The 20,019-nt window shown below is 41.8% G+C and carries 19 protein-coding genes and 4 pseudogenes; 15 read left to right on the top strand and 8 right to left on the bottom strand.

The window, feature by feature from the left end; all coding sequences use genetic code 11:
* Positions 1-19: 19 nt before the first annotated feature.
* Positions 20-415 (bottom strand): hypothetical protein, encoded by a 396-nt coding sequence (locus IQ276_RS21280; protein ID WP_228042927.1) that lies wholly within the window; start codon positions 413-415, stop codon positions 20-22.
* 386 nt (positions 416-801) lie between these two features.
* On the opposite strand from IQ276_RS21280, the gene IQ276_RS21285 reads away from it, so the two are divergent.
* Positions 802-1,728, top strand: coding sequence for a hypothetical protein (locus tag IQ276_RS21285; protein ID WP_228042928.1), 927 nt, complete (start codon positions 802-804; stop codon positions 1,726-1,728).
* A gap of 43 nt (positions 1,729-1,771) precedes the next feature.
* On the opposite strand, the pseudogene IQ276_RS21290 reads toward IQ276_RS21285, so the two are convergent.
* Positions 1,772-1,954, bottom strand: a pseudogene (locus tag IQ276_RS21290) (zinc finger domain-containing protein); the annotation flags it as partial.
* A gap of 95 nt (positions 1,955-2,049) precedes the next feature.
* On the opposite strand from IQ276_RS21290, the gene IQ276_RS21295 reads away from it, so the two are divergent.
* Positions 2,050-2,238: an RNA-binding protein gene (locus IQ276_RS21295; protein WP_193915110.1), complete on the top strand. Its 189-nt coding sequence runs from the start codon at positions 2,050-2,052 to the stop codon at positions 2,236-2,238.
* 172 nt (positions 2,239-2,410) lie between these two features.
* The gene (locus IQ276_RS21300) at positions 2,411-2,524 is read left to right on the top strand and encodes a type II toxin-antitoxin system RelE/ParE family toxin (RefSeq protein WP_235116337.1); all 114 of its coding nucleotides are present in this window, start codon (positions 2,411-2,413) and stop codon (positions 2,522-2,524) included.
* Between the two features lie 228 nt (positions 2,525-2,752).
* On the opposite strand, the gene ileS is transcribed toward IQ276_RS21300, so the two are convergent.
* Positions 2,753-5,635, bottom strand: a complete 2,883-nt coding sequence (gene ileS, locus IQ276_RS21305; protein WP_193915112.1) for an isoleucine--tRNA ligase — start codon at positions 5,633-5,635, stop codon at positions 2,753-2,755.
* A gap of 92 nt (positions 5,636-5,727) precedes the next feature.
* On the opposite strand from ileS, the gene IQ276_RS21310 reads away from it, so the two are divergent.
* From IQ276_RS21310 to IQ276_RS21340, 8 genes and pseudogenes are all read left to right on the top strand, one after another.
* A complete protein-coding gene (locus IQ276_RS21310; protein ID WP_235115845.1) occupies positions 5,728-5,994 on the top strand; it encodes a hypothetical protein in 267 nt (88 codons plus the stop codon).
* Positions 5,995-6,127: 133 nt separating this feature from the next.
* A complete protein-coding gene (locus IQ276_RS21315) occupies positions 6,128-6,469 on the top strand; it encodes a hypothetical protein (protein ID WP_190882312.1) in 342 nt (113 codons plus the stop codon).
* Positions 6,441-6,662, top strand: coding sequence for a type II toxin-antitoxin system YhaV family toxin (locus IQ276_RS40290; protein WP_228042930.1), 222 nt, complete (start codon positions 6,441-6,443; stop codon positions 6,660-6,662). The genes IQ276_RS21315 and IQ276_RS40290 overlap by 29 nt, the downstream gene beginning before the upstream one ends.
* 103 nt (positions 6,663-6,765) lie before the next feature.
* Positions 6,766-7,044, top strand: a pseudogene (locus tag IQ276_RS40295) (type II toxin-antitoxin system YhaV family toxin); the annotation flags it as partial.
* A gap of 97 nt (positions 7,045-7,141) precedes the next feature.
* A pseudogene (locus IQ276_RS21325) lies at positions 7,142-7,330 on the top strand (hypothetical protein); the annotation flags it as partial.
* A 64-nt stretch (positions 7,331-7,394) separates the two neighbouring features.
* On the top strand, positions 7,395-8,249 hold the full coding sequence (locus IQ276_RS21330; protein WP_235115308.1) for an IS5 family transposase: 855 nt from the start codon (positions 7,395-7,397) through the stop codon (positions 8,247-8,249).
* 15 nt (positions 8,250-8,264) lie between these two features.
* Positions 8,265-9,476: pseudogene (locus IQ276_RS21335) on the top strand (TldD/PmbA family protein); the annotation flags it as partial.
* 392 nt (positions 9,477-9,868) lie between these two features.
* Positions 9,869-11,272: a hypothetical protein gene (locus tag IQ276_RS21340; protein WP_193923765.1), complete on the top strand. Its 1,404-nt coding sequence runs from the start codon at positions 9,869-9,871 to the stop codon at positions 11,270-11,272.
* Between the two features lie 163 nt (positions 11,273-11,435).
* Here the strand turns inward: IQ276_RS21340 and coaE are convergent, their stop codons facing one another.
* The 3 genes from coaE to IQ276_RS21355 all read right to left on the bottom strand — a co-directional run bounded on the left by coaE (position 11,436) and on the right by IQ276_RS21355 (position 14,960).
* Positions 11,436-12,032, bottom strand: coding sequence for a dephospho-CoA kinase (gene coaE / locus IQ276_RS21345; RefSeq protein WP_193923768.1), 597 nt, complete (start codon positions 12,030-12,032; stop codon positions 11,436-11,438).
* 162 nt (positions 12,033-12,194) lie between these two features.
* On the bottom strand, positions 12,195-13,790 hold the full coding sequence (cobA, locus tag IQ276_RS21350) for a uroporphyrinogen-III C-methyltransferase (protein ID WP_235115846.1): 1,596 nt from the start codon (positions 13,788-13,790) through the stop codon (positions 12,195-12,197).
* 48 nt (positions 13,791-13,838) lie between these two features.
* Positions 13,839-14,960 (bottom strand): tetratricopeptide repeat protein, encoded by a 1,122-nt coding sequence (locus tag IQ276_RS21355; protein ID WP_193922545.1) that lies wholly within the window; start codon positions 14,958-14,960, stop codon positions 13,839-13,841.
* A gap of 408 nt (positions 14,961-15,368) precedes the next feature.
* On the opposite strand from IQ276_RS21355, the gene IQ276_RS21360 reads away from it, so the two are divergent.
* Positions 15,369-16,451 carry a hypothetical protein gene (locus tag IQ276_RS21360; protein WP_193922543.1) on the top strand — a complete coding sequence of 361 codons (1,083 nt, stop codon included), beginning with the start codon at positions 15,369-15,371 and terminating at the stop codon, positions 16,449-16,451.
* 156 nt (positions 16,452-16,607) lie between these two features.
* Here the strand turns inward: IQ276_RS21360 and IQ276_RS21365 are convergent, their stop codons facing one another.
* Entirely contained in the window at positions 16,608-17,069 is a 462-nt protein-coding gene (locus IQ276_RS21365) for a tetratricopeptide repeat protein (RefSeq protein WP_193922531.1), read from the bottom strand.
* A gap of 3 nt (positions 17,070-17,072) precedes the next feature.
* Positions 17,073-18,041 (bottom strand): homogentisate phytyltransferase, encoded by a 969-nt coding sequence (locus IQ276_RS21370; protein ID WP_235115847.1) that lies wholly within the window; start codon positions 18,039-18,041, stop codon positions 17,073-17,075.
* A gap of 191 nt (positions 18,042-18,232) precedes the next feature.
* Between IQ276_RS21370 and IQ276_RS21375 the strand changes: the two genes are divergently transcribed.
* The 3 genes from IQ276_RS21375 (at position 18,233) to IQ276_RS21385 (ending at position 19,981) form a co-directional block, all read left to right on the top strand.
* Entirely contained in the window at positions 18,233-18,709 is a 477-nt protein-coding gene (locus IQ276_RS21375) for a hypothetical protein (protein ID WP_193924390.1), read from the top strand.
* 349 nt (positions 18,710-19,058) lie between these two features.
* Positions 19,059-19,445 (top strand): endonuclease domain-containing protein, encoded by a 387-nt coding sequence (locus tag IQ276_RS21380; protein WP_193924381.1) that lies wholly within the window; start codon positions 19,059-19,061, stop codon positions 19,443-19,445.
* Between the two features lie 335 nt (positions 19,446-19,780).
* On the top strand, positions 19,781-19,981 hold the full coding sequence (locus IQ276_RS21385) for a hypothetical protein (protein WP_193924383.1): 201 nt from the start codon (positions 19,781-19,783) through the stop codon (positions 19,979-19,981).
* Positions 19,982-20,019: the final 38 nt, after the last annotated feature.

The following is a 20,019-nucleotide window of genomic DNA, read 5'->3' on the forward strand; positions in this document are numbered from 1 at the left end:
AATTATCAGACTTTGTGTATTAGAACTGAGTAACTGTCAGTTTAATGCCAGAATCAAGTTTAGGAACCTTGAAATACTCAACTGGCTCAGAATTTTGATTTCTTTGAGCATTTGTTTGCTGCGGACATTCCTTGAAGAAAGACTCTGGGTTATTGAGGATTTCCAGCGGCTTTATTTTTTTACATTCTTCGTCTTGGACTGCTGAAATTGATTGAGAAGTTGGTCTTAGATTAATAGTCTGCCCGCTAAAATTCCTCCATTTAGTATTTATAGTGGCTGGTTCGGTCAATAAAGCTTGAGCCTCATTGCGATCGCCTGTTGCATTTGGGGTATTCTCTTGGTTACCATAGGCACTCTGGGGGAGAGCGAGTGCGCTCATCGCAACGATTAAGGGGATAGAAAAGTATTTCATCATTATATTTCTCAAGCTTGTCAATTTAATAATTACAATTTGCTAGATACGGATACCGAAAAATAGGAGCCGAGTTTTAATACTTCTTAAAGCATATACAAATTAAAAGTAATCGTCATGCACTGAATGGGTGAAAATTGGCATCGGACATGGGATATTGAGATGCGTTCGCCCTGGAGTAAGGTTAGATTGTTTTGGAATGAAATTAGTAAAGACTAGATCTGATGAGCATTTTTGTAATTCTGAGCAACCGTAGGCAGCTGCTACGTTTACTTGTTATTGTCATAAGTATTGTAGTCACTCTTAGTCTTCACTATTCACCTACTTCCAGTCAAACCGTGACGCGAGACAAGTTTCTGTGGCCTTTTTCATCTAAATCGCCTTGGAATATGCCTATTGGCTCAAATGCTCGTTACATCAGAGCGAATATTGAGAAGGCGCAGAATATTGGCATCGATGAAGAATACTTTTACAAAATTAATCCCAACAATCCATTACGTCCAGTTTATGCTCCTGGTGCTTGGGGTCAAGGACGCTGTACAGGCACTCAATCAATGAACATTTATTTACCGATACCAGATACATTGATTATTCCAGATGCCACACAATATCCATACTACACACCTAACAATGCTTCAGCCTTTTTGATGCCAGATGGTAAAACTCTAGTGCAGCTTGAACCTTTGACTCGTTGCCAAAAAGGAGGTTCAATCTATGGTTGGCGTTACTATCCCGATGTGAATATTTATGGAGAGGGAATAGGCGGCGCACATTTTGGCTCTGGTCTTTCTTCTATTGGTGGTTCTATTCGCAAAGGTGAACTTACCAACAATCAACCCATTCGCCACGCATTAAAAGTTCTGCTGTGGGCCAAAAAATATCTTTACTACACAAATTCTATTCCTGGGTATCGTTGGCCTGCAAATCGTGCTGATAACTATGCAGCTCGAGTTTATGGTGGTAAAAACCCTGCCCTTGTACAAGGAACCTTATTAGCCATTGCGCCAACACTAAGTCCCTATACTCTCAACTTGCAAACACCCGCAGCTAAAAAAATCTTTCATGCACTACAAGATTATGGTGCTTATGTAGTTGATGATTCAGCATGGGACTCTCATGACATTGCAGTTGAACAAGGAGTTAATAAAGAGTTTCGTCAAATCTATGGCTACGATTTGAATGATAAAAGTGGCAAGTTCTATGAGGAATTGATGAGACTATTTCAAACACTTTCTATTGTTGATAACAACAGTTCAAATAGCATTGGTGGTGGTGGTATTCCGCGTGTAGCTCTGGCTCCACCTATTGGTAACTAATCCATTAGGTATTGAGCCGAAATCCACGGCTCAATACCAAAAGTTAAAACTCTCCGGCTAAGGCTGCAACACAGCGATCGCAAATTAGCGGATGTTCTGCTGATTCTCCCACGTGGGTGGAGTAGTTCCAACAGCGATCGCATTTTTCTCCGTCAGCATTCACTACTGCAATTACCCAATCTTCTGTCTGCGCTATATATTTTAATCCTTGCAGCGCATTGGTACTGAATCATACTTGCCAATAGACTCAGAATCAACTTTGCACTTGATTTTTAGCCTACAATGTACATTACAAATAAAGCAAAGCTAAATGCAAAGTCTATGGATAGACTAAACATCAAAGAAGAAGCCCGAAAGTTGGTTGAAAAATTACCAGAAAATTGTACATGGGATGACCTAATGTACGAGATTTACGTCAGGCAAGTGATTGAGTCTGGACTGGCTGACAGTGATGCTGGTAGAGTAACTTCTGTGCAAGAAGTTAGGGCAAAATTTGGATTACCAGAGTGAAAGTTTTTTGGACACAAACAGCAGTAGAAAATTTATCTGCAATTTATACTTACATTGCCCAAAACTCTCCGCAATATGCAGATCGGATAGTTGACCGAATTACAAGAGTTCGGAACAAATTGCTAATTTTCCTTTTTCGGGTCGAATTGTACCAGAATTTGAAACCGAGCAAATTCGTGAAATTATCGAAGGCTCGTATCGAATTATTTATTACATCAGGTCTGAACAGATAGAGGTGTTAGCTGTCATACATGGTTCACAACAAATATCTACCTCAGAAGAATAAGTAACGTTCCTTCAGACAGCTATAAAATCGTAGATATGCAACTTGAAAAGACAGCGATCGCTCGAATGCAACGAATGTTCACGCTGGACTGCACCTAACTATCCACTACTTAACCAAGTTGAGCGTTTTACGTTTACAGCTATTTTCAGGTAAATAGACCACGCGGTAGGGGCACAGCATTGCTGTGCCCTTACGAAACTTTGTTTGTAGGTGGGGAGTTTTAGTCTGTTAAAACTCTCCAGCTAAAGCTGCAACACAACGATCGCAAATTAGCGGATGTTCTGCTGATTCTCCCACATGGGTGGAGTAGTTCCAACAGCGATCGCATTTTTCGCCGTCAGCATTCACTACTGCAATTACCCAGTCTTCTGTCTGCGCGGTATATTTCAATCCTTGCAGTGCCTCAGCAGAATCTAATAATTCCACTTGGGAAGTCAGCAATAAATACCGCAGTTCGTCAATCCCGTTACCCTTAACTGGGTTCAAGGCTTTAATTGCATCACCTAACTGTTTGTGAGGGATATGAATTAAAGCTTTCGCCTCTAGGGAAGAACCAATGAGTTTTTCTATCCTGGCTTGTTCTAACACCTTGTTAACGTCGGTGCGGAGTTTTCGCAACGCTTCCCAAAATTCCGCTAATTCTTCATTCCGCCACTTTTCGTCCACCTGCACCCAACCAGATTCAAACACTGATTTGTAAGGTGTTTTGTAGGGGAGATATTGCCAGATATCTTCGGCGGTGTGGCATAATACTGGAGCGATCGCTTTTGCTAAATTCTCTAAAGCAATCTTCAGCACTGTTTGACAACTGCGACGGCGGAAAGCATTAGTAGCACTGATGTACAGTCTATCTTTGGCAACGTCTAAATAAAAGTTGGATAAATCCACCACGCAGAAATTCTGCACTGTTTGGAAGAAACGGAAGAATTGGAAACTCTCAAAGGCTTCCGTCACTTCTGCAAACACCTCAAGGATGCGGTGCAGCATGTATTTATCAAGTTCTGGCAATTCCTCAAAAGGTACTGCGTCTTTTTCTGGGTCAAAATCATCGAGGCTACCCAACAAAAACCGCGCCGTATTGCGAATCTTCCCTCTGACATCATTCAATTGCTTGATGATGTTTTTACCAATGCGGACATCACCTGAGTAATCTACCGATGATACCCACAATCTTAAGACATCTGCACCGTAGGCAGGTTCTACTTTTTGATTTTTCCCGCCTTGAATGATTATATTTGGGTCAACCACATTTCCTTCTGACTTACTCATTTTCCGGCCTTGTTCGTCCAAAGCAAAGCCGTGAGTCAAGACAGTTTTATAAGGCGCACAGTCATTCACCGCCACACTGGTGAGCAAACTTGATTGGAACCAACCGCGATGTTGGTCGGAACCTTCCAAGTATATGTTCACGGGGTAGGATAACTCTGGACGTTGTTTAGCCACAGCTGCCCAAGAGGAGCCAGAATCAAACCATACATCCATTGTGTCTGTACCTCTGCGGTAAGACTTGCCATTTTGAAGATAGGATGCTGGTAATAACTCTTCAACTGCAAGTTCCCACCAAGCATCGGAACCTTTTTCGGCGATAATTCCTTGGACATGGTTGATAATTTCCTCGTTCAGCAACGGTTCCCCGGTGGCTTCATCGTAGAAAACGGGAATGGGTACACCCCAAGCACGTTGACGAGAGATACACCAATCAGAACGTTCCGCCACCATTGGCGTGATGCGATTTTCACCTTGGGCTGGAATCCATTTTACAGTGGCGATCGCCTTTAGTGCTTCCTCCCTAAATCCCTCCACCGAAGCAAACCATTGTTCAGTAGCGCGGAAAATCGTCGGCTTTTTCGTCCGCCAATCATAAGGATACTTATGTTGATAAGGTTCTTCCTTCAACAAAGAACCAGCCGCCGCCAACGCATCAATCACCGCCTGATTCCCGTCACCCAGCACATTTAACCCAGCAAACTCTCCCGCCTCTTGGGTAAAATTCCCGTTATCATCCACCGGTGCAAGGATAGGCAAACCATAACGCTGACCAACAATGTAGTCTTCTTGACCATGCCCAGGAGCAGTATGTACCAACCCAGTACCCGACTCAGTAGTAATATAATCCCCACCCACCACAATCGGACTTTCCCTGTCAAACAAAGGATGACGATAAGTCGTATATTCCAAATCCCTCCCCTTAACCGTAGCTTTCACCGTCAACTCCACCCCCAGCGTCGCAGCCAACCTCTCCACCAACTCCGCCGCCACAATCAAGTATTTAAAATTACTTTGCGCCTTTGCGTCTTTGCGTGAGATTTCCACCACCGCATAATCCAAATCCCCATTCACCGCCACCGCCAAATTCCCCGGAATCGTCCAAGGCGTAGTCGTCCATACAGCCACACCCAAATCCGGCAAATATTCCGCCAACGATGATTTTACCCCTTCCCCAAGACCTGTAACCGCGAACGCCGCATAAATACTCCGGGAAACGTGACCTTCCGGATATTCCAACTCAGCCTCCGCCAAAGCCGTTTTCGAGCTAGGACTCCAGTGAACAGGCTTCAAACCGCGATAGATGTAGCCTTTTAAGAACATCTGACCAAAAACGCCAATTTGAGCCGCTTCATATTCCGGCTTCAGCGTCAGATAAGGATGATCCCAATCACCCCAAACACCGTAGCTTTTAAAACTTTGGCGTTGGTCATCTACCGCAGCTAGGGCATATTCTTTGGCTTTTTGTCGCAGTTGTAAAGGCGTTAAGTTTTGCCGTTCTGCTGACTTCATGTTTTGCAGAACTTTCAACTCAATGGGCAATCCGTGACAATCCCAACCAGGCACGTAGCGAACTTTACGCCCTTGTAGCAGTTGGTAGCGATTAATAATATCTTTAAGAATTTTATTTAAGGCATGACCGATATGAAGTGAGCCATTAGCGTAGGGAGGCCCATCGTGCAGTATAAATAATTCGCCGGGGTTATTTTCAGAGAGGCGATCGTAAATTTTATTATCTTCCCAGAATTTCTGGATTTCCGGCTCGCGCTTGATGGCGTTTGCCCGCATCTCAAAGTTAGTCTTGGGTAGGTTTACAGTATCTTTGTAGTTTCCTGATTCGGTCACAGTGTCATGCCTAAATTAGTTGAGCAGATTTTATCAATTATAGAAGATGAGATGAAGACCAAAAAATCAACTTGACAATTGGTTGGTAAGTTATGATACGGGTTGCGGCGGATAACGTGCCAAAATCCTCGGATTACGGAACGCCGACGAGCGCAAAGGATTATGAGTACTGCTTTTATAAAACTATTTACAGTCAACTTATGGTAGAGTTTCAACTTAAAGCGATCGCTACAGAAGAAGAATGCGATCGCGCTTTAGAAACTAGTTGCCAAGTTCAAAAAATATACTATACTAAGTGTTTCAAATGGTACTTAAGAGAATACAATAAAAACTCGTTGATGCACTTGAAACTCCAGTGATATAGCGGTTTTCACTTGAGTGAGAGATAATCAAATGTACTATAGAGATCAAAGAAGTAAAATTTGTCACTTTAAAGAATAAATTATTCAACCGATTGTTAATATGTAAGTACGCCACGTACATACCTTAAATATGAGCAGCTCTTACAACATTCGTAGTACCAAAATTGGTAACAGTGCAGGCTTTAGGCTACCATCTGAGTTTTATCAAGAGCATCCTCAGTTCGCCAATGCAGATGGCTGGATAGAAGTATTATCACCGGATACTGCAATTCTGCGGATTGTGCCTCAATCAGATGATGATGAAGATGCAGAAGATTCAGTATTAATGCGGCTATTTCTCGATTTTGCAATAACAGAATCGCTGAAAAACAAGACTCTACAACCTTATACAACTGAAATGTCTGAGGCTGCCCATAAACTGATTGCAGATGTAGAATTAGCCGATGAGTCATCAGAAGATGGCGCAGTTTAAGAGTAATGGCTGGGAAGTTTACTTTCATCCGCAATTATTTGGCAGACAGTATCAAGAATTATTTGAGCGCGTTTCCCGTTTGCAGGAACAGTTACCGGAGGGTGCATATAAAACTCATGCAACAGTAAAGTTATTTGCTGCCATTACTGTTGCAATTGAGACGAAGATTACCTCTGATATCATGTCCGGCTAATTAGTTATGATTCCCGAATCTATGCACAAACCCAAAAACCCTGCCCCTCTGCCCCTCTGCCCCTCTGCTGCCTTAATGATAAGTCTTTAACCGGACATGATATGACCCATTTGCGAGTCATTTTGCCTTGACAGGGGCGTTAAAACGCTATGGACGGGTGAAAAAGATGGGCTTACCAGAACGGTATCGGTTATTTTTTCGCGCTTTTGATACAGAAAATTTGAAAGCGATTGTAATTTTGTGGTTAGGGTTTCCACGTAAAGAGGGGGCAAAGGATGACTGCTACCAGGTGTTTACTAAGATGATTGAACGAGGAACATTTCCAGACAGTTTGGATGAGTTACTAGCAGATTGTCAGGTGACGGAGAAAGAAGCAGAGTGAATTTGGATCGCGCAGAGGACAAACTGCAACATTCATTAGTAAAAATGCCCTAAATAATTGCAGAATAAATGCAGTTCGTCATTATTATTACCTGGAAATGCCGACTACACTTGCTGACGCACAAAATTTGCTTTCTGATCTCATTGCCCGTTACTCAGAGCGTGTAGATTATCTGATGATTCGCCTTGAAGAAGCAGAAGGGACTGATATCTTGTTGCGTGGCGACAAGGTAGAAACCCTGAGTGAAGGCATCTCAATTGGTGGACATATTCGCGCTTGTTATAGAACCCATTTGACATCTTGTGAGGTTTTGAATTAAGGTACTCCTCAGCATCTAAAATCCAATACTAATGGCGTATTCCAGCAACCTCACTGATGCAGAATGGGAAATTTTTGAACCCTTATTGCAAGAGATATTACCGACTAAGAAGCAGACTCGACCGACCAACTGGCCAAAGCGAGATATCTTCAATGGAATTCTCTATCAACTAAAAAATGGATGCAATTGGCAAGACTTACCTAAAGACCTCCCCCCTTATTCCACTGTATATTGGCACTACAAACAGTGGCGAGCAGCCGGGGTATTTGAGGAACTGATGAGTGTCTTACATGGACAAGTGCGTGAACAGGTAAAAAAAAAACCGCACTGGACGACATTGATCATCATTGACTCCCAAGCAGTGAAAAATACCTGCAACGCCAGTGTGGAGTCGAAAGGTTTTTGCTTCTACAAAGCCACCAACGGTATTAAAAGGCATTTGGCTATTGACACCCTTGGGTTTCCCTTTTTTACGCTCTGTACTCGCGCCAATGTCTCGGATGATGCCGGATTAATTGAGATGTTTACTCTCAACATCGACTACTTCAAGTCAAAACCTATCGATATTCCCAAGATTACTATCCTGCTAGATCATGGGTATCACCCAGAATATTTGACTCAGGAGTTAGAGCGAATTTACCCAGAGATCATGACCAAAATTCAGTTTCAACTTTCTACGAAACCCTCAAAACAAGAGAAAGCGGCACAAGGAAAATCTGGATTTGTTCCGGCAATAGCTAGATGGGTGATCGAACGCTCCAATGCTTGGATGGAGCGCTGTAAAATTCTGGTTAAGAACTTTGAACGAACCCTGGTTAGTGCCACTGCCAAACTCAATATCTGCTTCATCAGGCTAATGATTAAGAGGCTTGCAGCACCTTCTTAGATGTCAAATGGGTTCTATAAAGGTGGATGGGGGTTGAGTTGCTTTAACCAGTTGTCCACAATTCAGGATCGGATCGAAGAAGCGATCGCTGCGGCGCGGATGGTTGGTGATGAAGAAACTATACTCGCACCCATTGACCCGGTGCAAGTAGTATGCAGTCTGCCGATCATTGGCACCGATCCGCGAAAAATTCCACTTTGGCAGAAAAAAGAATTATGCGATCGCTACACACAATTACTCAAAACCGTCGATCGCCGGATTACCACTACCTCGGTGCGCTATGGAGACAGCGCCCAAAGAGTGATCATCGCCACCTCAGAAGGCACTCTCATTGAGCAATCTTGGGTGGATATGGAAATGCGCTTTGCCGCCACCGCCAAAAATGGCGAAACTGTGCAAACTGGCAGAGAAACCACTGGTTCTCGCAAAGCCTACGAAGATTTAACGAATTTGGATGAACAAGTCCAAAGTGCAGCTCAAAGAGCGATCGCAGCCTTATCTCTGCCATCAGTCAAAGGCAATACCTACACCGTAGTCATTGATCCAGTTCTCACCGGTTTGTTTGTCCACGAAGCCTTCGGACACCTTTCTGAAGCTGATATGGCTTACGAAAACCCCGATTTGCTCGAAGTCATGACCATTGGACGACGATTTGGCCCAGAAGAACTGCAAATTTTTGATGGTGCTGCCCCCGAAGGGCATCGCGGTAGCTATTTTTACGACGATGAAGGCACCCCAGCCACCACTACTCAACTCATTAAAGATGGTGTGTTAGTTGGACGTTTGCATTCTCGTGAAACCGCAGGCAAATTAGACGAAACACCTACGGGTAATGCCCGCTGTCTCAACTACCATTTTACCCCCATTGTGCGAATGACAAATACCTGGATTGAACGGGGTAAAACAGCAGTGGAAGACTTATTTACTGATATCAAAGAAGGAGTATATGCCCGCAATTGGTTGGGTGGAATGACGAATGGCGAAATGTTCACCTTCAGTGCTGGGGAAGCATGGATGATTAGAAACGGTAAAATTGCTGAACCTGTTCGGGATGTGACACTTTCGGGAAATGTATTCCAAACTTTAGCCGATATTGAAGCAATTGGTAATGACTTTTATTGGGATGAATCTGGCGGTTGTGGTAAGGGAGGGCAAAACGGCTTATCAGTGGGTTGTGGTGGTCCAAGTCTCCGAATTCGAGATGTAGTCGTTGGTGGCGAAATATAACAATTATCAGCTGAGAAAAAAGCCTTCTTGGAAAACACGATAATTACCGTTTACGGATTTCCAACAAATAAATTATCAAATTTTGTAGGGTGTGTTATGCCATAGGCTAACGCACCTTTAACTTAAGATTTATCGACACTCTACGATACGCTGCACGTTTACCTAGAGAAGAGTGCCAAGAGGATAAACAGAAAAATTCATAAATCATTTGGGAATGTTATTTGCTTATTAAATGCATATTTGCTTTATATATTCTAATATCCTACATCTTAAATTTAAAGATAACTAAAGATAACTATTGATTATTGTGAATTTCGCCAAGATAAACGAGAAATGAGTTTCACAAAACTGTATGCTGTTACTCAGCCTTCTCATGTAGAGAAATTTGTTATATGGATAAAACTTCAGCGAAGGAAAAAAGTGCAGACTTTTCCCTGCTTGGCAAAAAGAATTTTAGAGTTACAAAAAAACAGATTTTATTTAGTAGTCTCATTCTATTCTTTGGTTTGCTAGGATTGGGTGGTTTCTGGTTTCAATCCAGATATAAATTTGATAATAAGATGACCGTAAAATTACAAGAATTATCTAATGTCGATTATCCAGCCAATCCCGCCCCATTAGGCAAAAACTTTCAAAGATATACCAACCGCAAATTAACAATTATCAAGAGAGATGAGACACATTTCGATTTTGTGCTGGAGCCAACAGACAAAAAAACAGCAAAAATAGTTATCAAAAATGTTGATTTAGAGCTATTAGTTCCCAAAGCACCTGCATGGGTTAAAAAAGATGAAGGTTTAGAAGTAATCGCTTTGACAGATAGGGAATGGAACAGACAACAAGTTAGTTTTCCGGCAAATTCACAAAATATAGAAATTGTTGGAGGAGATGGTTTTGAAAAGCAAAATATCGTTGAAATTGCTTTAGCTAACAATTGCTTAAATGCAGGATATTGGGAAATTTTACTATTTACTAAAGAGGATAGTAATAAAACCCTTTATTATCAAAGTTGGTTTACCTTCCCGATGGGACATTATAAAAATATTTTTGAAAAAATTAATAATATTTCTTATTGGCGGCACTGGTGGAGATTAGAACATTGGCAAGATCCAAACGGCACAATAGTCAAGACCGATCTTCTGAGAAATGTAATCGATGAAAAAGAAGTAGCAAGTCAATTTCCATTAGATGAAAAGATCATCGTGACGGGAGAGCAAAGTAGAAAAGTTAGAACTACCTTAGCGAAAAATATCACAACTTGGAGAGATTTTTACGATAACAACAATGAAATCAAATTCGCCAGTTTTCGTCCGCCGGGATTCTACGATCAAAATAAGCCCTGGGGAAATCAATACTGGAGAATAGGTAAATTTGAAAAAGCGATTTTCAGGAACATTAAACCGATTGGTGTTGAGCCAAATTTACAAGAAGTTGAGTTAGTATTCAAAGACACTAAGAATGGTGAACAAAATAGATTATTCATCAGTGGTGTTAATCTCAAAAAGCTTCCTCAATTGCCTGTAGAAGACTACTCTAAAGGCTTATATATGCCAATGGGAATTGGCATACCTCCGTTTTATCAAAGCTACGAAGAATTAACCAAGAATCATCCAGATGTTAGCCCCTTCTTTAGTGTGTTACTAGATCCACAGGATCGGTGGATAGATCATCATCACTTAGCAGTTGATGGTTCAGTGATGCACCTTGATAAACAGAACCCAAATCTGTTGCATATTTACTTGTTATCCTACGAAAGGAATACTTTAATAGCTCATTTCTTGCTTAATTTGGAATAGATGCATCAGAATTCAGGAGTCTGAATTCTGAATTCAGGAGTTATACTATTTCACTTTAATAATGATACAAACACGTGGGTAGGGGTTTAGCAGTGCTAAACCCCTACGAAAAATCTATGCGTATCAGGATTTTCGTAAAATGCTATCAGGAGTCAGAAGTAAATTAGTTTAGACTTGGATTTTTTAGGGCTGCATCTACCTGTTTTAGTAGTGCTTTTAGAGTAGAAGAGTTATCTAAAACCACATCTGCACGAGCCACTTTTTCTGCGATAGATAATTGACTATTGATGCGAGCTTGTGCTTGTTCTTTATTTAAATGATTTCGTTGGATCAATCTTTGTAGTTGTTGTTCTTCGGAACAATGTAGTACCCAAATTTCTGTAACCAAATCAGTCATTCCAGCTTCAAATAACAGAGGCACAACTAACACCAGTGTTTGTGAAGAAGACTGAGTAATTGCTTGCAAAAAGCGATCGCGCACATCAGGATGAATCAAACTCTCTACCCAGTTACGTTCATCTTCACGATTAAAGATAATTTCGCCTAGCTTTTGGCGGTTGAGGTTGCCATCTGGTAGTAAAATTTGTTGCCCGTAACGTTTGGCGATCGCACCCAGAATAGGCGAACCTACAGATACCGCCTCTCTAGCATAAATATCTGCATCCAAAATCGGCAGATTATAAGTGCTAGCTAAATAATTTGTGACAGTGGTTTTGCCTGTAGCAATACCTCCAGTTAAGCCGATTATCCGTTTTGTCATTTGTCATTTGTTATTTGTCATTGGGCATTGGGCATGGGGCATGGGGCATTGGAAGTGTGGGAGGTGTGGGAGGATGGGGAAGAAATCTTTCCCCCCTCTCTCCCCACACTCCCCCATCCCCCTTATCCCTCTCATCTCCCCATCTCCCCACTCCCTGCTCCCTCATCTCCCTGCCCACATTATCAATGCTTCGGTTAAACCATCTAAAGTATATTCTTGGGCTTCGACATCTGTGCGTCCGAATAAAGAATGGCAAGTTTGGGAGGTTTGAGGGCCAATAGAAGCAATACAAACACCATCTAAGAAATGACTATTATTAGAGTTACTCGGAAATATCTTATTAGTAAGTTGGCAGAAAAATTGCACAGTTTTAGAACTGGCAAAGGTAATTACATCTATCTTGCGATTTTGCAGAGCTAATTCTGCCGCAGCGGGGATACTGCTAGGACAACAAGATTGATAGGCGGCAACTTCTATAACTTCTGCTCCTTTGGCAGTTAATTCTTTAACTAAAATTTCTCTACCGCCGCTTTCAACTCTGGGAAATAAAACCTTTTTACCAGACAATTCTTCTGGAAAATTTTCCACTAAAGAATCGGCGACAAAGTTGGGGGGAATAAAATCTGGTTGCAGAGAATATTGTTTGAGACATTGCGCTGTTTTTTCACCAACAACAGCAATTTTCACACCAGCTAATGCACGGCTATCTTTACCTTGGGCAATTAGTCTGGTAAAAAAGTAGTCTACGCCATTGCCAGAAGTGAGAATTAACCAGTTGAAGTTAGATAAATTAGCGATCGCATGATCTAAACCTTCCCAACTCGAAGGCGGGCCAATTTCTAAGGTAGGCATTTCGATGACAGTTGCACCCAAGGACATGAGGCGATAGCTAAATTGATTCGACTGTCCCACTGAACGTGTCACCAGAATTGTTTTGCCAGCAAGGGGAAGGGGAGATGAGGGAGAGGGGGGGAGGTTGGTTGACATAGGGTGGGCTATGGGAATACTGGCGTGACTTTCTCTATATATATTCTCAGGTTGCAAGTACTTGCGTAGCCCAACAACTTCGCCAATTACAATTACGGCTGGGGAAAGAGATAATCCAGTGATTTGTTCGGAGATATTGCCCAGTTGTGCTATCCAAATTTGTTGCTGTGGAGTTCCTGCCCAACGGATGATGGCTATGGGTGTTAAATGCGATCGCCCGTATCGCAACAGCTGATGTACAATTTCCCCTAGATGTAGTCCTCCCATCAAAATTACTAGTGTTTCTAACCGCGATAGCGCCTCCCAATCTAAAGCCTCTGGTTCGTGAGCTGTAAACACTGCAAAAGTGCGACTTAAAACCGGATCTGTTAGGGGAATTCCTGCCAACAACGGTGCTGCAAGGGCTGAGGAAATTCCTGGTACTAGTTCAAAATCACAACCAGATGCGATCATTGCTTCCATTTCCGAAGTGCAACGCCCAAAAATCAAGGGATCGCCTGATTTGAGCCGTACAACTTGTTTCCCTTCCTGGCAGTACTTTACCAGTAACTTGTTAATTTGTCCTTGGCTTGTGCTGGGTTTACCAGCACGTTTGCCCACATCTAATTTCAAGCAATCAGCTGGTACACACTGCAATAATCGAGCATCTACCAAAGCATCGTAGACTAACACCTCAGCAGTGGCCAAGAGATTGTAAGCTTTTACCGTCAGGTACCCCACATCTCCAGGCCCAGCACCTACAAGGTAGACTTTGCCTCTGTCATTTGTCATTTGTTTTTCTTTGCGTCTTTGCGTCTCCTCATCGCCACTCCCCACTCCCTACTCCCCACTCCCCTTAATTTTTTCAATTAGCTGATCAATTCGCTCAACCATCTCATTATTTTCCTCAGCTTGGAATAATTCTCTGGCTTTTTTGAAATTAACGATCGCTTCTTCTATTTGTTGTTCTCTTCCCAGACTGATGCCGAGATTATAGTAAGCGTATGCATAATCGGGTACGAGGCTAATGGCTTTTTTATAATGTGCGATCGCTTCTTGAGGCTTACCTTGATCGTCCATAGCGTTTGCCAAACCCGTATGAGCTTGTGCATGTTTGGGATCGAGGCGAATTGCTTGGGTATAGTCGGCCACTGCTTCGGCTAACTTGCCTTGAGCGTAAAAAGCACTTGCTAAATTATAGTGAGCGTCTGCATCTTGGGAATCAATGCTAATGGCTTGTTGATACTGGGCGATCGCTTCTTCTAGTTTGCCTTCAGCATATAGAACATTTCCCAAGGCATTATAACTTGCGGCATTTTTCGGTTCAAGGCGAATGGCTGTTGTATATTCTGCCACAGCTTCTGCTGGCTTTCCTTGAGCATATAAAGCGTTTCCTAAGTAATAGTGAGCTTCTGCATGTTTGGGATCAAAGCTAATAGCTTGTTTGTATTCGGTAATTGCTTCTGGAAATTTGCCTTGAACGTAGAGAGAATTTCCTAAATGAAAGTGGGCTTTGGCAGATTTAGGATCGAGGCTGATGGCTTTTTGATATTGTGCGATCGCTTCTTGTAATTTACCTTCATCGTCGAGAGTATTTCCCAAAGCCACATAAGCTTCTACAAATTTTGGTTCCAGTTCAATTGCTTTCCGAAAAGCCGCTTCTGCTCCTTTTAAATCCCCTTGTTTGTAGAGATTAGTTCCTTGTTCAAAGTTAGTAACTGCCTTTTTATTCTGAGGAACTGCGGCTTGAGCAGAGTTTTGAACTATTGCTAGTAGCGTTTCCCGAGCTACTGAGTAGGGGCACGGCACTGCCGTGCCCCTACACCTGGTGATATAATGTCGTACCGCATCTGAATGGGAACCGCTAAAAACAACCCCAACATCTTTACCAAAAGCACTATTCGCATTGCTCAAACACCCGAAAATAATAGCTACTGCCAGTAGATTCTTACTTTTTAGCATTTTTGTTATTTTAATTGCTGAATTTACAAGTAACTGTAATTGAATATAATTTTCCATTTTTACACACTTGATTCAATTATTTAGATATTGCAAAAACAATTCATTTGTTAGTTTTTATATTTCTATTAATACAATGTAAATAAAATGTAAAATTACTATACTTCATTATACCTATTTGAGAAACTCAGAGATTAGTTCAAACAAATTATTACATATCACAAATTGACGATATATACAAGATTTATTTTTGATATAAAGATTGCATAAATTTGAATTATAAATATTGTGCTGATTTGAAAACTAATGTTAAAATCCGCTCGTAAAAGTTTCAGACGATTGATTAATAAACCTAGACCTGGCGAGGTTGAGGCAGAATCTTATCTGTCTGATTACACATGCAATTTTTTTATGCTCAACAACATTTTTAGTCACAAGTTTAACACTCTTGTTCGGACAGTTGCAGTAGTTAGTATAGGTTTCGCAACAACCTGGGGAGTTGCGATGGATTCTGCTAAGGCTGTAGGATTCACTGTGGATTCCGTAACTCTCGGATCTCTAACAGATGGTTCAGACTCAACTGTTAATGGTGTTACCTATTTGAATCAGTCATTGCCAATCACTGGTTTGAGTGCAAACTCTACTAATTGGACACCAGATATATTTGCTTCCCCTGTTATAACTCTCAGAAGAGGTGGTTATGCAGCAACAGACAACTTCGGTAACTTCAATAATAGACAAATAGCTTGGGGTGAGCGATTACCAGGAGATCCAGATTCAATTGTCCGAATTCCCCAACCAACAAATACTCAGGCAGTGTTGAGCCAAAATAATATTCTTCAAGGTAGTGACAACGTATTCGTCAATACTGGTTACATTAATGGCATCCAAACTGACATTGAACGAGTTGATTTTGTATTCAACACAGAAGTTGAGACTTCTGACAAACAAGCAATTACTATTTTTGATCGAGGTCTTAATACCGCGCACGACTCATTCCAAATCGCTCCTATTTTGAGCGTTGATAGTGCTGGAAATCCCACAATTTATGGCTCTTTGATTTCAATTGCTGCTGGCTGGGGACAAACTAATCTAAGACCTGGTGGTGCTGCTGACAATAATGTGAATTCCACAGTTCTGACTGACAGCACGGGTGCTTTCGGCAATGTTTTAAGCGTTACTCAACAAGTTGGTGGCTTGCTAATTCCTCTTTCTGAATTGGCAACAACAGGTAGCAAAATCTACGGCTACTCACTATTTTCTCCAGATGTAAATGATGGAGGTAATCCAATTAACCTGCTTGATTGGACAAATGCATCTGTATTTCCTCAAGATACTCCTAACAGTGTCGGCGGTATTGACTTAGTAGCGACTAATTTAGGTGTTGTGAAGGCTGTTCCAGAACCATCATTTGTAGCTGGCGTGCTTCTATTTAGCACCTTTGTAATTGCTGGCAAATTGAAAAACAGAGGTCATAAAAATAGCAACGCTTAATCTCATATCTTGCACTAGGCGACTGGAAGTCGCGGCTACACAGACAAAACCCGCCTACGCGGGTTAAAAGCCTTGATTTTCTGTTAGTCCGCGTAGGCCGACTTCCTTTGTGTGCAAGATGAACCGCGATTTTTAATCGCTGGGCTAGGTGCTGAGTTACTTAGTACTAATTTTATCTAACAACTGAGCGATTCTTGCAGCTTTTTCAGGTTGCCGTTGTTTTTGTAATAACTCTTTGGCTTGTAGCAGATTATTTTTAGCTTCTTCTGGTTTCTCTTGTTGCATTAAAATATTCGCCAGACGCAAATAAGCATCAGGATTTTTTGGGCTGCGGCGAATCACTTCGGAAAATAATTCTGTTGCCTCTTCTACTTGGCCTTGCTGCTTTAAAACATCTCCCAGAAATAAGCGCACCACATCATTAGTAGAGTTGAGAGAAATAACTTTGCGAAAAGCTGCTTCTGCACCTTGGTAATCTTTTGCTTGAGCAAGATTGATTCCTTTTTGAAATAACTCTGAGGTAATCAAAGTTTTCCAAGCGAAATATCCAAGGATTCCCAGACTGAAAGCAACTATGCTCCCAGCGATAATAGAATTAATTGGCAAGGTTTCTAACATTATCTAAGCCAAAAGACAGGCGATAGGAAAAATCAGATATTCGATGAAAAAGAGTTTCCAGATAAATTGATAAAACTGAGCGATCGCACTTTTATCTTCTAAGTCTACCGCCAAACTCCGCAACCACATCCAAACGAGCAATCCTAAATGAGTAATTACCACAAATATTGGGTTAACCGAGGCGACGGGTAGCACAGCAACTAGAATTATGCCCACATAGCAGACAGTTATCACCCAAAGAGCGAGATTAAACACAGCTGGGGCGCCGAGTTGGATAGTGAAAGTAGAGATATTGTAGAGGCGATCGCCTTCCATATCTGGGATATCCTTAAAAATGGCGATCGCAAACGTAAACACCAAAATAAATAACGTCAACGCCCACACCGCAGGTACAATAGCTTGACTTTGTTGGAACGCCCAACTGTAGTGCAGATACAGTCCTAGATTCACAATCGTACCGCGCACCGAAAAAATACACAGCGCCGCCCAAAAGGGAAACTGCTTCAAACGAATAGGCGGTAAAGAATAAGCAGTACCAATGGTCAAACTAATTGCCACCATCCCCAACAAAAACGGCCCAGTTAGCCACGCCACAACTAGCGCCAAAATCCCAGTAATTCCTACAATTAATTGCCCAGTTTTACGGGAAAATTCCCCAGAAGCTAACGGTAAATGAGGCTTATTAATCTTATCAATTTCAACATCTTCTAATTGATTCAGCCCCACAATGTAGACATTGCCACACAAACAAGAAATCCATGCGGCGAAGAGGGGGAGTAGGGAGTGGGGAGTAGGGAGTGGGGGAACAGTAGGATTACTAACGGCAATGGCAATTAAATATAAACCCAACACACTGAGACTTGTACCAATAATCGTGTGTGGGCGAGAGAATTTCCAGAAAGCATACAACCAATCAAAAGAAAATGGAATGGGTTTGCTTGACAAAGGGCTATTTTCAGAAGTCTGGCTCATGAGTAGGTTAGATACACTATTCTGGCTTGTTGTTAATCATTGTCACAGAATTTGGTCATTAGTCATTTGTCATTAGTCATTTGTTTTTCTTTGCGTCTCCCCACGCCCAATGCCCAATGCCCCATCCCCAAATTTGTGCGATCGCCTTTATCAGTGGGAATCATAACAAAAATTATCACGGTAAAGATCCGATGGCTTACCAAAACATTACCGCCTCCCTTTCCCCAGCAGATATCCAAGAAATTAAAGCTGCCTTTGCGACTATCCAAGCAAAATTACCTTTTCTCGTGACTCTGAGTGCAGAAGAACGACGCAACTTATTTAAGATGGGCGATAAAAGACTAGCTTTTGTCAACACTAGCCTGATTGCTGCCCAATCTAACCGAGACATTTTACCAGCCAGTTTTGATTTAGATGAATTTGTGCGGGATTATCAACTAGCTGCTAACCTCACCGAAGTTTTGATTGGACTGCGACAACTGACAGAACAGGTAGATGATACCCTAATGGCAGTCGGTAGCGAAGCAATGGGTAGCAGCTTGACAGTTTATGATTACGTCAAGACAGCTGCTAAGAAAACTCCAGGTTTAAAAACTATTGCTGAACAATTAGGCGATCGCTTTAAAGCTATAAAGAGTAAACCAGCTAAAGTTGCTGTCGATTCTTAAAGAATTTTTTAAAAGCCTTTAGTGATGTAGCCAATACTTTGAGATCCCCCTAAATCCCCCGATAAATTGGGGGACTTTAATTCTAGTTCCCCCCTTCTTTAAGGGGGGTTAGGGGGGATCAAAACGTTAACTAAACCCTATTACCTTAAAAACGGTGACTTTAATTCTAGTTCCCCCCTTCTTTAAGGGGGGTTAGGGGGGATCAAAACGTTAACTAAACCCTATTACCTTAAAAACGATGCCTTTAACTCCAGTTCCCCCCTTCTTTAAGGGGGGTTAGGGGGGATCTCCAATGACTATGCACCAAAACCTACGCAGTATTGGGTAGGGGGTATAAACACTCTTAACTATGACAAACAAACTCAATAGCAGCAATCTCCATCTACCTTACAATCCAAAGCTTGTAGAAAGAGCGAAAGAACTTCGTAAAAATATGACCCCAGCCGAAAAAAAGCTGTGGTATGAATATTTGAGAAATTTTCAATATCGGGTTTTAAGACAACGACCGATTAATCATTTCATAGTTGATTTCTACTGTCCTACTTTACAAACAGTGATTGAAATTGATGGGCATAGCCATTTTACAAATGAAGGTCAAGATTATGATCTGGAGAGAACAAACATTTTAGAAGGCTATGGTTTAAAGATTATTAGGTTTACAAATAGTCAAGTTTTAAATCACTTTGATAGTGTGTGTGAGCAGATACAGCATCTGATCCCCCCTAACCCCCCTTAAAAAAGGGGGGAACCGGAATTAAAGTCCCCCTTCTTAAGGGGGATTTAGGGGGATCTCCAATGACTATGCACCTTAGAGGTTGTTTAAAAAGTGGTTGGCTGTGATTTTAGACACTTCTAGATCCCCCCTAACCCCCCTTAAAAAAGGGGGGAACCGGAATTAAAGTCCCCCTTCTTTAAGGGGGATTTAGGGGGATCTCCAATGACTATGCACCTTAACCGAATCGTATTGAGGTCTCCTGATTTGCAAAACGAGATGTATTTATTTTGTAAATGAACCTCAAAGCATCGTCAATGAACCTCAGAGCTTCGTCAATAAACCTCAAAGCTTCGTAAATGAACCTCAGAGCTTCGCCGATGAACCTCAGAGCTTCGCCAATAAACCTCAAAGCTTCGTCAATAAACCTCAGAGCTTCGCCGATGAACCTCAGAGCTTCGCCGATGAACCTCAAAGCTTCGCCGATGAACCTCAGAGCTTCGCCGATGAACCTCAAAGCTTCATCAATGAACCTCAGAGCTTCGTTAATGAGTCTTTAATACTCGTGGGCGAGTATTAAAGACTCACAATCAGGAAT

It is taken from the genome of Desmonostoc muscorum LEGE 12446 (genome assembly GCF_015207005.2).
Taxonomy (GTDB): Bacteria; Cyanobacteriota; Cyanobacteriia; order Cyanobacteriales; family Nostocaceae; genus Nostoc; species Nostoc muscorum.